The 15,135-nt window shown below is 62.7% G+C and carries 11 protein-coding genes; all 11 read right to left on the bottom strand.

All coding sequences use genetic code 11. The features are described from left to right. Positions 1 to 84: 84 nt before the first annotated feature. The 11 genes from AB0O81_RS10405 to AB0O81_RS10355 all read right to left on the bottom strand — a co-directional run bounded on the left by AB0O81_RS10405 (position 85) and on the right by AB0O81_RS10355 (position 15,113). Complete coding sequence (locus AB0O81_RS10405) at positions 85 to 3,006, bottom strand: vWA domain-containing protein (protein WP_363583934.1); 2,922 nt, start codon at positions 3,004 to 3,006, stop codon at positions 85 to 87. Between the two features lie 283 nt (positions 3,007 to 3,289). Next, positions 3,290 to 3,505: a hypothetical protein gene (locus AB0O81_RS10400; protein WP_363583932.1), complete on the bottom strand. Its 216-nt coding sequence runs from the start codon at positions 3,503 to 3,505 to the stop codon at positions 3,290 to 3,292. Positions 3,506 to 3,679: 174 nt separating this feature from the next. Then, entirely contained in the window at positions 3,680 to 4,873 is a 1,194-nt protein-coding gene (gene tuf, locus AB0O81_RS10395) for an elongation factor Tu (RefSeq protein ID WP_337339003.1), read from the bottom strand. Positions 4,874 to 5,082: 209 nt separating this feature from the next. Next, on the bottom strand, positions 5,083 to 7,194 hold the full coding sequence (gene fusA / locus AB0O81_RS10390) for an elongation factor G (RefSeq protein WP_363583929.1): 2,112 nt from the start codon (positions 7,192 to 7,194) through the stop codon (positions 5,083 to 5,085). A gap of 107 nt (positions 7,195 to 7,301) precedes the next feature. Then, entirely contained in the window at positions 7,302 to 7,772 is a 471-nt protein-coding gene (gene rpsG, locus AB0O81_RS10385) for a 30S ribosomal protein S7 (RefSeq protein WP_337339001.1), read from the bottom strand. 5 nt (positions 7,773 to 7,777) lie between these two features. Beyond that, complete coding sequence (gene rpsL, locus AB0O81_RS10380; RefSeq protein WP_017201609.1) at positions 7,778 to 8,146, bottom strand: 30S ribosomal protein S12; 369 nt, start codon at positions 8,144 to 8,146, stop codon at positions 7,778 to 7,780. Between the two features lie 326 nt (positions 8,147 to 8,472). Continuing rightward, on the bottom strand, positions 8,473 to 8,988 hold the full coding sequence (locus AB0O81_RS10375) for a hypothetical protein (protein ID WP_363583927.1): 516 nt from the start codon (positions 8,986 to 8,988) through the stop codon (positions 8,473 to 8,475). Next, positions 8,985 to 10,277, bottom strand: coding sequence for a DUF5684 domain-containing protein (locus tag AB0O81_RS10370; protein WP_363583925.1), 1,293 nt, complete (start codon positions 10,275 to 10,277; stop codon positions 8,985 to 8,987). Before AB0O81_RS10370 ends, AB0O81_RS10375 begins: the two co-directional genes overlap by 4 nt. After that, positions 10,274 to 12,781, bottom strand: coding sequence for a transglutaminase-like domain-containing protein (locus AB0O81_RS10365; RefSeq protein WP_363583923.1), 2,508 nt, complete (start codon positions 12,779 to 12,781; stop codon positions 10,274 to 10,276). Before AB0O81_RS10365 ends, AB0O81_RS10370 begins: the two co-directional genes overlap by 4 nt. Further along, positions 12,778 to 14,151 (bottom strand): DUF58 domain-containing protein, encoded by a 1,374-nt coding sequence (locus tag AB0O81_RS10360; protein WP_363583921.1) that lies wholly within the window; start codon positions 14,149 to 14,151, stop codon positions 12,778 to 12,780. The genes AB0O81_RS10365 and AB0O81_RS10360 overlap by 4 nt, the downstream gene beginning before the upstream one ends. Then, positions 14,148 to 15,113 carry a MoxR family ATPase gene (locus tag AB0O81_RS10355; protein ID WP_363583919.1) on the bottom strand — a complete coding sequence of 322 codons (966 nt, stop codon included), beginning with the start codon at positions 15,111 to 15,113 and terminating at the stop codon, positions 14,148 to 14,150. The genes AB0O81_RS10360 and AB0O81_RS10355 overlap by 4 nt, the downstream gene beginning before the upstream one ends. Positions 15,114 to 15,135: the final 22 nt, after the last annotated feature.

Below are 15,135 nucleotides of genomic sequence, written 5' to 3'. Positions count from 1 at the left end.
GCTCACACCGGTCGAGTTCGAGACCATAATGAGAACCGCGGTCGACCTGGTCGCGTAGACAAGAAACCCGAGTCAACCAAACCTTCAGCAGACCCCCATGTTCTCATCGCCGACGACGGTCGTGGCGGTCAGCCCCGCGACGTCGTTGCCGGGGTCTGCAGTCAGCTGCCACGCGCTGGCGGTAAGCTCGCCGCCATTGTCGTTGACGACGTGCTTGCGCAACACCAGCGCGGCTGTTTCGTTGATGGCTTCGCAGTCGACGTGCTGGCCTAGCTGCACCTCGACCCAGCCGTTCAGTCCGCCCGCTCCTTCGCTGCCGCGAGTGCCATCTTCGTTGAGGATGTAGCAATGCCATGAACCGGTTGAACCCGTCACCGGATTCGCCCCGTCAACAACCTCCTGCGTGTACAGCGGACTACCGTCACTCTCGGCGAGCACGTAGCGAGCACCAGGCGTGACATCTATCAGCGAGGTGGGAGCCGAGCCGGTCGGTCCGCTCAGCGCACTCTCGGGACCGGTTCCAGTGAGTGTCCACGAGCTAGCAGGCGCATTACCCAGCACGTTCTTCGACAGTTGCAGCTTCGTGGTGCACGTCACCGTGTTCGTAATCGTCACGACATTGGGGTCCGGGTCTGCAGTCATGGTGTGCGACCCTGTGCCCGTAGCAACGTTGGTGCAGAACGTCGGAAGGCCGGTCACCGTCTCAGTGATGGCCACGGTTTCGCCCGTGTTGTAGGTGTACTCGTTTCCGAAGACGGCGTTGCTGCCATCGAGCTTCAGCGTTGCCGAGCCGAATGGACGACTGGAGTCGTCGTTCTCATAGTTCTCGCCGTTGATCACCCACTTCTTGACCACCTGCAATGTGACCTGCGGGTTTGGCGCCTGGTTGTACACCGAGCACGTGACGATCTGCCCGCCCGTCGCGTTCGCTCTAAACCCCAAGGCGCCGTCATTGGTGACGCTCACGGCGTCGCCGCGGTTGTTCTCGCAGACAGCGTTCTTGCCGTTCTGTTGCACCAGTGTGTATCCGGTGCGATCTTCTTCCGTGATCGCGACCTCGGCCGATTCGCCACCCGCCAGACCATCGACCTTGAAGCTTATTGCTCCAGAGTCATTCGTTTCGCCGCTGCCCGGCGTCACCGTGTGAGCACTTTCCGCGTCGAAGCCCCAGCCTGGTGTGGCGACGGCGTCAGAAGCGTCTCCCCCCACGGGGATGGTCAGCTTTGTCACGTTGATCGTGCTCTCGCACTGGCCCTTCGCGAGGTTCTCCAAGAAAAGGGCGAGCGCCTCGTAGTTGTTGACCAGGAAGTAGTCGCTATTGACAGTCGTGCCTGAAATCGCCTGAATGTTGGCAACCGCGTTGTCCACACCGATGCCGACGGGGATGACGCGCGTGCCGAGATTCTTCACCGCGTTCGCAGAGAACACGGCGGCCTCAACCTCGCGGAATCGTGAGTAGTCTCCGGGGCCGTCGGCGCTCGGACCGTAGAAGGTCGGAGTGCCATCGGTAAGCATCAGCAGCACGTCAACCTGATTCGCAGCGTCTTCAGCAACCTGCCAAAGTCCCTGGTCCCAGTTTGTGCCACCGTTTTCGCCGCCGGGGCGCGTCAGGCCGTCAATCTTGTCGCGCACTGTGGTTGCGCCGGCGCCCGTCGCGACCGATGTCAAACCAAGTGCACCGTTGCTTGCGCCGAGCGCCGGCGCGCTCGTTGCGAACGTCCACAGCGCCAGCGTCGAGGGGGTGCCTTCGAGCGCATCTACAAAGCCATTCGCCGCGATCTTCAGCTCCACAAGCTCGTCGGAGCTGATCGAATTCGACAGATCGATCAGCAGACCGACACGGATGCCACACGCCTGCAACGCCGCTGGGTTGTCGAATACGTCTGCCCAGTACCCCGAGGATGTTTTCGCGCCGTCTCCGGTACCGACCCGTGGATAGGTGGTGTTGGAACCCGACTCGACTTCTTCAGTGCGGAAGCTGTAGACGATGTTGGATGCCGGGTCACCAGCGCTCAGTTGCACGACGGGGGCCCAGCCCGTCGGGGCAGTCTTCTCAACGATCCAATACCGTTGCCCTGAAGGCACGTCCACCGAGCAACGTCCGTTCGCGGGGGCTGTCTGGCAACTGCCGACGAGATTGGCAGGCGCCGTGTCGGGGGCAGTGTTCGTGCCGCCGCTGTATATCTCGAACGTAGCCCCGCCGAGCCCCGCTACCGCCTGGTTGCCGGTACGAAACCCGCCCTTTTGCACCGTGATCACGCCAGGCTCAGCCTTCGTCTGCGTGAATGTGCATGTGGCAGACCTGTTATTGCTTTGGGGGAACTCCACAGAAGGGTTCGGAAGCCCCGTGATATCGATGTTGTTGTTGCTTCGCGTGCAGGTGAACGTTGTTTCATAGCCGTCTGTGACGCCGCCGGAGGGCGTGGCAGAGAGCGTGTACGTAGAGTTGCGCGGCACATCGCGCTCCTGGCCCGAGGTGAACGCATACTCATCGCCAGCGTTGTTATCTCGCACTGCCAGGAGCGACCAGTCTGCGGGCGTGGCGCTGCCGCCCGAAACGACAACTCTCAGAGTCAGCTCGGCGCAGCTTGATGTGCAGTCTTCGGCGATCAACGCGAACGGTTCGATCGCAATCTTTTCGACTTCGCTAGGGGCGAGTAGGGCGTCCGTCACCTCGGGTGCCGACGATGGTGAAACGGTGACAGCAGGCTTCTCTTCCGACTTCGGGGTCTCGCTCGGCGCAGCCGCAGGCGTTGACGCGGCGAGACTCTCGGCAGTCGGTGTCGGCGCCGCCTCACTCGTCGCTGTCGGCGACGGAGTTGCGGTGGGCATTGTCTCGTTCGCAAGCGCGGGCGTCATGCCCGTGAAGACAAGGGCGGCTGACACGACCGTCGCAACGGCGCCCGCGTACCAGCGATGGCGTGTGACGAGCTTGCGCTCATTCTCCCGCTTTGCCCGCAGATTGCGTCGCGTTTCCGACCGGCCGTTTTCCCCAAATTTGCGCACGCCAAACACCGCTTTTCACCTCTGTCATCATCGACAGGTGCCCCCCAGTTTTGGGACTCCCCAGTCCGAGAGTCCGCAGTCATCACGCTTCCCCAAGGTGATCGTCGCGGACATCTCGTCCTCCCCAGAACGTAACCCGCAGCGGCTGGCAGATCAATCGAATCTGGGAGGCCTCTGGCCGAACTGAGCCAAACCTTAGGGAACCGTTATCGATATGTTGCCGGCATCACCCACACGCAGAGAGCCCCGGGTGGATACCACCCGGGGCTCTCTAGACGACTTCTTACTCTTCGCCGACCGACTTGTCGAGGTTTGCCCGCACATCGTCGACGGTGTCGTGGTGGCCTTCGGGCGCAACCTTCTTGGCAGCGTCCGATGCGGCATCCAAAACTTCGTCGCTGATGTCTTCGGCTTGCTCAGACTTCACAAACCCATCCACCTGTTCTTTATTCTGCTCATACAGGCCCTTGCCCTGGTTGACGAGATCACCGAAACCCATGGTTCTTCCCCTCTGGACGCCCGATACGACGTGCCACAGCCATTCTGGCGGCGCACCCGTTGCTCTCACAGTGGCTTCGGTGAATCTTGGGCGATTCCTTGCACGTGGACCGCTCGTGAGCACGCAACAAAGGCCCCCGGGAATCCCCGGAGGCCTTTATTGAAGCGGCAGATGCTACTTGAGCACCTTCGTGACCGTGCCGGCGCCGACGGTGCGGCCACCCTCACGGATCGCGTAGCCGAGGCCCTCTTCCATGGCGATGGGCTGAATCAGCTCAACCGACATGTCGGTGGTGTCGCCAGGCATAACCATCTCGGTGCCCTCGGGCAGCGTGATGACGCCGGTGACGTCGGTGGTGCGGAAGTAGAACTGCGGGCGGTAGTTCGTGAAGAACGGGTTGTGACGGCCGCCCTCTTCCTTGGAAAGGATGTACGCGGTGCCCTCGAAGTTGGTGTGAGGGGTAACCGAACCGGGCTTGACAACAACCTGGCCACGCTCAACGTCGTCGCGCTTGGTGCCGCGAAGAAGCAGACCACAGTTCTCGCCGGCCCATGCCTCGTCGAGCTGCTTGTGGAACATCTCGATACCAGTCACGATGGTCTTCTGCGTCGGGCGGATGCCGACGATCTCAACCTCGGAGTTGATAGCAAGGGTGCCACGCTCGGCGCGACCCGTGACAACGGTTCCACGACCGGTGATCGTGAAGACGTCCTCAACGGGCATCAGGAACGGCTTGTCCTTGTCGCGTACCGGGTCAGGAATCGACTCGTCAACGGCGTCCATGAGCTCGACGATCTTCTCAACCCACTTCTCGTCACCCTCGAGAGCCTTGAGGCCCGAGACCTGGACGACAGGTGCGTTGTCACCGTCGAAGTCCTGCGACGAAAGAAGTTCGCGAACCTCGAGCTCAACGAGCTCAAGGATCTCTTCGTCGTCAACCATGTCGCTCTTGTTCAGTGCGACGAGCAGGTAGGGAACGCCAACCTGCTTTGCGAGCAGAACGTGCTCGCGAGTCTGTGCCATCGGGCCGTCGGTGGCAGCAACCACGAGGATTGCGCCGTCCATCTGGGCAGCACCGGTGATCATGTTCTTGATGTAGTCGGCGTGACCCGGGGCGTCAACGTGTGCGTAGTGACGCTTGGGGGTCTCGTACTCGACGTGCGAGATGTTGATCGTGATGCCGCGCTGACGCTCTTCAGGAGCCGAGTCAATCGACGAGAAGTCGCGCTGCACGTTGGTGGCCGACGGGTACTTGTCGGCGAGCACCTTCGAGATAGCAGCGGTAAGCGTGGTCTTACCGTGGTCAACGTGACCGATCGTTCCGATGTTTACGTGCGGCTTGGTCCGCTCGAACTTGGCCTTAGCCACTGGGTCCTCCTCAGGACTGTCGTGTAGAAGTTCCGGGCGCTGGTTTGCGACCGGCTCTCTACGAGGGATTGTCTCCACCTTAGTAGAGACGCGTTAGATGAAACTGTGTGTCTGCTCACGCCACCTTCGACCAAGCTTCCACACACAATATGCAGTTGTGACCGGATGCCACACCCTCCGCTGCTGCTCGGGGTGTGGCATCCGAAGTATTACTCGCCCTTTTTCTGGACGATCTCTTCAGCGACGGCCTTGGGAACCTCGGCGTAGCTGTCGAATTCCATCGAGTAGACGGCACGGCCCGAAGTCTTCGAGCGCAGGTCGCCAATGTATCCGAACATCTCGGAAAGCGGAACGCTCGCGCGAACCACCTTGACGCCGGCAGCGTCTTCCATCGACTGGATCTGTCCACGACGCGAGTTCAGGTCGCCGATGACATCGCCCATGTACTCCTCAGGAGTACGCACCTCGACGGCCATGATCGGCTCGAGGATGATGGGCTGTGCCTTGCGGATCGCTTCCTTGAAACCGATCGAGCCAGCGATCTTGAACGCCATTTCAGACGAGTCAACATCGTGCGAAGCGCCATCCATGAGGGTGGCCTTCACACCCACCATGGGGTAGCCGGCGAGCACGCCGACATTCATGGCGTCCTGGAAGCCCTGGTCGACCGGAGCGATGTACTCGCGCGGGATACGACCACCGGTCACCTTGTTGACAAATTCGTAGATCTTGTCAGGCGTGACCTCGAGCGGCTCAATGGCAAACTGGATCTTTGCGAACTGACCCGAACCACCGGTCTGCTTCTTGTGCGTGTAGTCGTGACGGTCAACGGCACGCTTGATGGTCTCGCGGTAAGCCACCTGGGGCTTACCCACGTTGGCCTCAACGCGGAACTCACGCTTCATGCGGTCAACGAGGATGTCGAGGTGAAGCTCACCCATTCCCTTGATGACAGTCTGACCGGTCTCGCCGTTCTGCTCGACGCGGAACGTCGGGTCTTCTTCGGCGAGCTTCTGGATCGCGAGACCCAGCTTCTCCTGGTCAGCCTTGGTCTTGGGCTCGATCGCAACCTCGATAACCGGCTCGGGGAAGGTCATCGACTCAAGCACGACCTGGTGCTGCGAGTCGCAGAGGGTGTCGCCCGTGGTCGTGTCCTTGAGGCCGATAACGGCGTAGATGTGACCTGCCGTAACCGCCTCGACGGGCATCTCCTTGTTGGCGTGCATCTGGAAGATCTTTCCGATGCGCTCCTTCTTGCCCTTGGTGGAGTTGATCACCTGAGCACCCGAGTCGAGGTGACCCGAGTAGACGCGGATGTAGGTCAGACGACCGAAGAACGGGTGCGTCACGATCTTGAACGCGAGGGCAGCGAACGGCTCTTCGCGGTCAGCGTGACGAGGAATGAGAATCTCTTCGTCCTTGGGGTCGTGCGCTTCGATAGCGGCCACGTCCAGGGGCGAGGGAAGGAAGTCGACAACAGCGTCAAGCATGGGCTGAACGCCGCGGTTCTTGAACGCCGAGCCACAGAGCACGGGGTACAGCTCCGAGTTGATCGTCATCTTGCGGATGGCGCCCTTGATCTCGGCAACCGTCAGGCCTTCGCCACTGAAGTGCTTCTCAAGAAGCGCCTCGTCGGACTCAGCAACCGTCTCGAGCAGCATTTCGCGGTATTCTGCAGCCTTGTCGACGAGGTCAGCAGGAATCTCCTGAACTTCATACTTGGCACCCATCGTGACGTCACCCTTGGAGTCACCGGGCCATACAAGTGCGCGCATTTCGATGAGGTCAACGACCCCGACGAACTCGCTCTCAGAACCGATGGGCAGCTGCAGAACGAGCGGCTTGGCCTTGAGCTTGTTGATGATGGTGTCGACGGTGAAGTAGAAGTCCGCGCCGAGCTTGTCCATCTTGTTGACGAAGCAGATACGGGGCACGTCGTACTTGTCAGCCTGACGCCACACGGTCTCGGACTGGGGCTCAACGCCCTCTTTGCCGTCGAAGACGGCAACAGCACCGTCGAGCACGCGGAGCGAGCGCTCCACCTCGACCGTGAAGTCAACGTGACCGGGAGTGTCGATGATGTTGATCTGGTTCTTGTCCCAGAAGCAGGTCACAGCAGCAGAGGTGATCGTGATGCCACGCTCCTGCTCCTGCTCCATCCAGTCGGTGGTCGCCGCACCGTCGTGCGTTTCACCGATTTTGTGGTTGACACCCGTGTAGAACAGGATGCGCTCGGTTGTCGTCGTCTTGCCGGCATCGATGTGCGCCATGATGCCGATGTTGCGGACCTTGGTGAGGTCGGTGAGCACTTCTTGTGCCACGGGGTGTTCCTTACTTTTGGAATCCAGGTAAATCGATTATGTCGATCAGACGTGTGTGGGAGGTGGCGACTTCGCTGCGCGAGCAGTGAAGCCGCCACCGCCGCTGTTTACCAGCGGTAGTGCGCGAAGGCGCGGTTCGACTCAGCCATCTTGTGAGTGTCTTCGCGGCGCTTGACCGCGGCACCCAGGCCGTTCGAGGCATCCAGGATTTCGTTCTGGAGGCGCTCAGTCATTGTCTTTTCACGACGGCCCTTGGCGTAGCTCACGAGCCAGCGAAGAGCGAGCGTGTTGGCGCGGTGAGGCTTGACCTCAATCGGCACCTGGTAGGTCGAGCCACCAACGCGGCGGCTCTTGACCTCAAGGGTGGGGCGCACGTTGTCGAGTGCCTTCTTGAGGGTCGAAACTGCGTCCTGGCCGTTCTTCGCCTCAACGCCACGAAGAGCGGTGTAGACGATCGACTCGGCGATGGACTTCTTGCCGTCAACAAGAATCTTGTTGACGAGCTGGGTGACGATAGGTGCGCCGTATACCGGGTCGTTGACGACGGGGCGCTTCGGGGCTGGTCCTTTACGAGGCATCTAACTCAACCCTTCTTTGCGCCGTAGCGGCTACGAGCCTGCTTACGGTTCTTCACGGCCTGGGTGTCAAGTGCACCACGGACGATCTTGTAACGAACACCGGGAAGGTCCTTAACACGACCACCACGGACGAGCACCAAAGAGTGCTCCTGAAGGTTGTGACCCTCACCCGGGATGTACGCGGTGACCTCGGTGCCGTTGCGGAGCTTGACACGGGCGACCTTGCGCATCGCCGAGTTCGGCTTCTTAGGCGTGGTCGTGTACACGCGAGTGCAGACGCCTGCCTGCTGGGGGTTCGACTTAAGTGCTGGCGCTTTGGTCTTGGTGACCTTGGGCGAGCGACCCTTGCGAACCAACTGCTGAATGGTTGGCACGTTCTCTCCTTGTTGGCTGCGCGGTTCTTTAGTTCCGCACAGGTACTGCACGGTGTTGTTGGTTCCGCACAGGTGCTGCACGGTGTTGTTGGTTCCGCACAGGTGCTGCACGGTGACAGCTTCGTGGTTTCACCACAAACCCACCGGCGCAACAAAAGTCATCGCGATTTGTGTGGTGGGTATGCCGTGGGGGCGACCTGTTCGCAGGCCTCTCCCTGAAGTGTGTTGCGACACACCGAGTCCGCACCGAGGCACGGCAGACGGCGTGCATTAGCACACACCCGATCAATGATACGCGGGATTGGCTGTCGCGGCAAACGAGCGCCTCAAGCGTTCAGCGAGAGCAGAACGGCAAGGGCGGCAACCGCGAGCACAAGACCGAGGGATGCTGCGACGATCACGAGTGCGGCACGAATGCGGCGTCGGCGACGCGAGGCGATTGCAGCACCACTGTCAAGGGCCGCCTGATGCTCTCGTGACTCGGGCGCGGCCCGCGCGACGCGGGCGGGAGCTGCCTTTCGCACGGCGTAGGTCTGCACATCGTTCGACTCCGCTGTTCGGCTGTTCGAAGCCTCCGCCGGGTTCGGAGTCTGTGCGAGGTTCGAATGTTCGGTGGCGAAATCGGCGACCGGCGCTGGCTCACGCACGGCGCGCTGCACGCCGCGCCGCACGACAATCGTCGACCCGTCGTCAGGGTCGACGCTCGCTGGGGCCGCGGTGCCCGCCCTGCGCCGCGCACTAATGGCGGTCTCCGAGGCGGCGGCCTGTTCGCTGGTGCTTTGGCGGCGCGAAGGCAGGGTGCTCTCGTCAGGAGGCTCGGCGGGGTCGACGAACTGGCTCACCAATCACTCCGCACCAACCGCACCTCAGCATCCCCGAGCATGAAACGGTCGCCCGCTTCGGTTTCTTCGCCCGGGCTGGCCTCAACCTCGGTCCCCACCAGCGTGGCAAACACCACACCGTTGGTGGACGCAAGATCGGTGATGAACCAGCGATCATTTTTCAGTTCCAGCCGCGCATGAGTCTTCGAAACCGTGCCATCGTCGATCGAGACGAGCTGAGCAGTCGGGTACTGAGGGTCAGCGGCAGGCCTGCGGCCGAGCAGCACCGTCGTAGAGCCGAGCGCGACCGGCTCACCCGTTGGCAGCACGATTGACCAGTTTGTGCGTCTGCGCCGCGCAATGATCGTCTCGTCGAGCACGTCTTCGGGGATCTCGGGGCGGGTATGAGACGCCGAGACGGAGGTTCTGGCAGCGCGCGGCAAGCCAGCGGCCGGTGCTCCCACGACTGCTGAGACCGGCCCCGACGTCTCGGGAAACGCTTCGGGGTCACTCGGCGCCCACGGGTCGCGCTCCGTCTGGGCCGCGCTCGCCGCTGGCACTCTCGTGACAGGCGGTTGCATCAGGTCGTCGCTGGTGTCTCCCGTGGGCAGAATTGCTCCCCCCCGACCTCGAAGAACGCCCTCGGGAAGAGACGCTGGATCAGTCGGGGCGAACTTCATCGCTGGCATCGGGGCTGGCGCGTCCGACGGCGTATCGGTGTCTAGCCAGTCCGATTCGTCTTCAATCACGGGTTCCTCCTTTGCGCCCTCTGGTTCGGGCGCCCAACTGAGAGTAGGGGGTGGGTCTACTGAACTGTGGGCATCGGTAGAGGATTTGTCAACTGAATTGGGCTGACTCGATACTTCTTCGTGATCGACATAGCTCTGTCGAGCGTATGCGGGTCGCGGCACGCTCGCATCCAGGGCTCGACGCTCACCTGCACCGAGCCAACGGGCACTGCCAAAACCCAGCACTGCTGCCCACACCGGAAAGAGCAACGCCGCCAGCGCCGTCATCGCAGCGTTCACGCCGAAGGCGAGATTGATGTGATGGCACGCGATCACCTGTGCAATCCACACCGCCAGCCAGCCGAGGCCAGGTATCAGCCAGAACAAGAGCAGCCAGGGTGACAGGCCCCCGAGCCGAAGCAGGATCACCTGGTTGTAGACCGGCACCCATGCATTCCAGGCCTCGTCGCCAGACTTGCGAAACACTGCGCCCAGGGCGAGCGCTGTCCACACGTAGATGCCGATCGCAACAACGACCGGTATCGGTCCGAAGAGCACGGGCGTGAGTACTTCGAGGGTCATAGTGTGGGGCGCGCGGGTGTTGCGCGCCGTCCCTTCTGGACGATCGGGGAGCGAGCGCCTCTGGTGGGCTCGAGCCGATGAATGAACGATCTCAACGATACGGATGCCAGAAGCCGCCGTAGAGCAGGCAGCTCAGCGCGAAGCGCGGCGCTCTGCCGAGCAACTCGCGTCCAGACCACGTCAACGTCGCTGTCGGTGACCGCTGTTCCTGAGAACACGGCGCGGTCTGCTGCGTCGGCGATACTCACCGCAGCAGGGGTATGGAATGTAGCAGCGAGCTCACGGCGGGTGAGTCTGACCGGAGCGTCAAACCCGACATCAATCGCTGTATCAACGTATTCATCCCACGCACCCGCGATGCGCTCGGCGGGCGCAGTAGCGCGCTGGCGCGAGCGTCGCCGCACCGCTTTGGCCGTGACGACCATCAAAAAAGGACCAAACGCGATCAACAGCACCAGCAAGACAATTGCCGTGATCCGCAGTGCCGACCATAGCCAAGCCAGATCGATGCCGCTCGAATCGTTGTCGTCATCGGGTAGCGCGGCATCCTGTTGCACAGGATCTGGGGGCAGCACCGGTTCGGCAGCGTCGGGGCGAACCTCGGTGACATTTTCGGGGTCGCGCAATTCGGTCACGTCGAGGCTGGGTGTGTTGGCGTACTGCGGGGTGACGTCGATGGCGACCCACTCACCGTCCGCCGACGCTACCTCGGTCCACACCGAAACATCCTGTGCCTCACAGATGCCGTTGTCGCACGCCGCAGCGCCCGCCGGCGCATCGCCGATTCGCACACCCATGACGACACGCGATGAGAATCCCAGCTCACGCGCAATCAGCGCGGCGGCCACCGCGAACTGCTCATCGTCACCGATCGCGGCGACGTAGTTGTCCGCCTGCTGCGCGCGCGGGTCGCTTTCTCGCTCGAGCAATCGCGCGAAGAGCGTGTCGATCCGCGCGAGGGAGTGGCCAGAGGCACTCGGCTGAACCGTGTAGTCGACCAGCGCGCTCGCCCAGGCGGGTTGCTCTTGGTCGGCGAGAAGCAAGCCGTGACTCAGGTAGCCGCGCTCGCGCAGCAAACCAACGAGTGATTCCAGAGCGGCACCGTCAGTGCCTTGCGCGTGTTCTTGCACCCACCTCGTCAGATTTTCAGGAACGGCGACACCGTCGTTGACAGCGCCTGACGCTTCGATCTCAGCGAGTGCGGGCATCGGCTGCTCTATCGCCCGCAGCGCATAGCTGTCGCCCGGACTGAGGCCACCTCCGGCAGTCTGCACTCCCGCCGCCGCATCCACGCTGTAATAGAAGCCATCCTCGAGATCAGCGCTTCGCGCCCCGGCGAAATCGACCGCTTCCAGCCCGCTCAAGGTGGGCATCCAGATACCGCCGAGCGCACCGATAGTGATCTCGGCCTCTATGGGAACGCCGTCTCCGGCATCGAGCGTCGATGGCACCCGCACGAACTGCGCGGCTTCAGCCAGTTGCTGAGCTCCACCGCTTCGATACACCTCTCCGTCATACGCGTCGAGAGTGGCAATGCGAACGCTTGAGGGGAGCGCCCCATCCGACGTAACCGTGAAGATGACGTCGCTCGCTCGCTCGTCGGCGAATAGGGCACGGTACTGCGAAAGTGGACTAGCGGCTTGAGCCAAATCGATGTCGGGCCCGACCGAGGATCGCAGCACCTCGCGGTCCGCATCCTGGGTACTCAGCGGCACCACCACGACGCCGATCAGCACCGCAACGGCAACCATGCCAGCTCCCAGCGAAGCACGGCGTCGATCTGCCTGCGAGAAACGGTGCGGCGCGCGAATGCCGCTGGAGTCGGCGGCCCGTTGCAGCGCGCGCACACGCTCGTTGCCCGTGCGCCACGCAAGCCACGCGAGACACACCACCAGAATGCCCACGCCGATCGTGGTCTCGACAGGTGCATAGAGCACCATCGGCGGCAGATCGAGCGGTGCACTCACCGAGGTGCGCCCGAAGAAGAGGCCGAAAGACGCCATCGCGATCGCCAGCGGAACGGCCAGGTAGGCCAGACGGTCGGGCCGCCACGACAGCCGCAACAGCACACATGTACCAGCGAGAAACAACACCAGCGGCGGAACCAGCAGGTTGCGATACGAGCCGACGGGCAGCTCGACGGTGACCAGATCTTTCCACGCGAGGAAGAACCCTGCCACCACCTGTCGCAGGCTTTCGCCCCACCCAGCGAGCGCGCCGAACTGTGCGGGAACCGCGAGCGTCACGCCGAGCACGAGCAGTGCGGCAACCAGCACCGCCGCAACCACCCAGCCGCGCCACTGCCGACGCCAAGATACTGCGGCGAGCAGGGTGGCTGTGGCGACAGCCACGGCCACCAGCAAGACAAACTGCGTCGAACGGTAGATCGGCCACGCCGCCACCGCCGAGATCAGCACGATGCCGAGAGCAAACAGCGAGCCCGCCACGACGCGCGGGGTGAGCCACGGCGAGCGCCGGGCAGCGTCGTCTCGAAGAGTCTTCATTCGGTCGCACCCCGCAACAGCAGGCCTGCCAGATCATCGAGCGTGCCTACCGTGAGCACAGTGACGCCCGAAATTGGTTGAATTCGAGGGTGGGCGCGCTCATCGCAGCGCACCGCGATCACCGCGGTCTCAACCGAGAATGCAAGCGCCGCTTGTTGCAGTTGCACCAGCGGAACTGAGGAGCCGGCGACGATCACCGCAACCGACAGCTGATCGCCCGATTCTGCCGCGAGGCGGCACGTGTCGGCGAGCGGCATGGTGTTCTCGCGCCGCTCCACCCCACTGAAGCCATCAAGCAGCATACGAGGCGACGTAGCGGGTATTCGGGTGATGGCACGCAGTCGACCTCGCACGGCGCGGGGAACCTCCGAACCGGTTGCGATCACCACATCGCGAGCGTCACGCACGGCACGCAGCCCCAACGATGCCGCACACGCCACGGCTAGCTCGAACTCGTCGACGTCGATGAACTCCCGCTCTGCCGAGGCCAACACGATGGCCATGCGCGAGCGGCGAGACTCTTCGTATTGACGCACCATCAGGCGACCGGTCTTAGCCGTGGAACGCCAGTGGATCTGACGCCGCGAGTCGCCCGGAACGTACTCGCGAATGGCATGGAAGGTGATGTCGGCATCGACAACCCGCTTGGTGGCAGCACCTTCCAAATCACGGATCAAGCCTGCACTCGTAGAGGGAAGGGCTACTGTGCGAGGGTGCACGTACACCTCATGCACGTCACGGAATGCGTGTTCACGCCGCAGCAGGCCGACCGGATCGCTGCGCACGGTAGTGACCGGGCCCACTGTCACGATTCCTCGACGCAGCCCGGGAATCTCGAGGGGGTGCCCAATCGAGTGACCGGGTCGGAGTAGCGGCACCCCGAACTCCACCAAACCAGCGCCCACGGGAATATCGATCCGGCCAGGCAGTGCCGTTCGTCTGCCGTCGTTGCGCACCTGAATTTCGCCCACCAGGCCGTCGCCCGCAACGATGCGCTCGTGCTCGAGCCTCAGGTCGACCTCGTACGAACGCCCGCCGAAGAGAAACGGAATGCTGGCAAGCAACAGCAGCAGCGCAACCACGCCAGCGACCATCCACTCAACCCACCCGAAGGCGATACCGAGCACAAGACCGATGGATGCTGCCGCCGCCACGAGAACGCCGGCGGGCCGTACAGTTCGTGCACTCCACAGCGCTGCGCGGCGAATCGCCATTCCCGCGTTTCTCCAGACCCGAGACCACCACACCACAACGCGCACCACCGCGCGGCCAGGCCCAGACGAAGTCACCGACGTCGACGTGACATGGGTCGCTCCCCCGGCGCTCGTGGCGGCGGAGGTGCGGGTGAGGCGAGACTCGGTCGTGCTCATGCGGACTCGGGTTTGCTGGGCGGCGCAACGTCCAGTAGCACCTGCGAAATCACGGCTTCTTGAGTGACGCCGTCGAACTCGGCTTCGGGATGCAGAATCAGGCGGTGCGACAGCACCGGCACGGCGAGGGACTTCACGTCGTCGGGGGTGGCGTATGTGCGCCCCTGCGACACAGCCCTCGCCCGGGATGCTCTGGTGAGCGCGAGCGCGCCACGGATGCTTACGCCCAGACGTACCTCATCCGCGTTGCGCGTGGCCTCGACCAGTCGGGCTATGTAGTCCAGCACGAGTGCATCGACATAGGCCATCGCAGCAAGATCAGCCATACCGACGAGGGCTTCGGGGGTGATGATCGGAGGGAGCTGGGCAGTTGCCACGGCAGCTCCATCAAGAATGCGAACTGTCGCCGCGTGGTCGGGATACCCGAGCGACGTGCGCATCATGAATCGGTCGAGCTGGGCCTCAGGGAGGCGGTAGGTGCCGGCTTGCTCCACGGGGTTCTGCGTTGCAAGCACCAAGAAGGGCACGCCAACCTGGCGGGAGACGCCGTCGATCGTGACGCTGCCCTCTTCCATGACCTCTAGCAGCGCCGCTTGCGTTTTAGGGCTCGCACGGTTGATCTCATCGGCGAGCACAATGTTGGCGAAGATCGGCCCCGAGTGAAACTCGAATACGCCCTCTTTCTGGTCGTAGACGCTCACGCCTGTGATGTCACTGGGAAGGAGGTCCGGGGTGAACTGAATGCGGGTGTTCGTACCCTTGACCGACTGCGCAACCGCTCGGGCGAGAGAGGTCTTTCCGGTACCTGGAACGTCTTCGAGAAGCACATGGCCGTCGCTGAGCATGGCAGTGAGCACAAGGTCCACCACGTGTCGTTTGCCCAGGACCGCGCGCTCGACGTTGTCGGCGATCTGATCGAACGTCTGCGCAAACCAGGTCGCCTGCTCTTGGGTGAGCGTCATTGTGATTCCTTCGTCATAGGTG

It is taken from the genome of Microbacterium sp. NPDC076911, assembly GCF_040687125.1.
Classification (GTDB): Bacteria; Actinomycetota; Actinomycetes; order Actinomycetales; family Microbacteriaceae; genus Microbacterium.
The sequence above is the reverse complement of the archived record's forward strand: the minus strand, read 5'-3'. Positions and strand labels throughout refer to the sequence as shown.

What these genes read in the sequence shown, in the direction of transcription:
- AB0O81_RS10365 (WP_363583923.1), bottom strand. Translation starts at nt 12,781, where the DNA reads ATGAAGACTCTTCGAGACGACGCTGCCCGGCGCTCGCCGTGGCTCACC.
- rpsG (WP_337339001.1), bottom strand. Translation starts at nt 7,772, where the DNA reads ATGCCTCGTAAAGGACCAGCCCCGAAGCGCCCCGTCGTCAACGACCCG.
- AB0O81_RS10370 (WP_363583925.1), bottom strand. Translation starts at nt 10,277, where the DNA reads ATGACCCTCGAAGTACTCACGCCCGTGCTCTTCGGACCGATACCGGTC.
- AB0O81_RS10360 (WP_363583921.1), bottom strand. Translation starts at nt 14,151, where the DNA reads ATGAGCACGACCGAGTCTCGCCTCACCCGCACCTCCGCCGCCACGAGC.
- AB0O81_RS10400 (WP_363583932.1), bottom strand. Translation starts at nt 3,505, where the DNA reads ATGGGTTTCGGTGATCTCGTCAACCAGGGCAAGGGCCTGTATGAGCAG.
- AB0O81_RS10355 (WP_363583919.1), bottom strand. Translation starts at nt 15,113, where the DNA reads ATGACGCTCACCCAAGAGCAGGCGACCTGGTTTGCGCAGACGTTCGAT.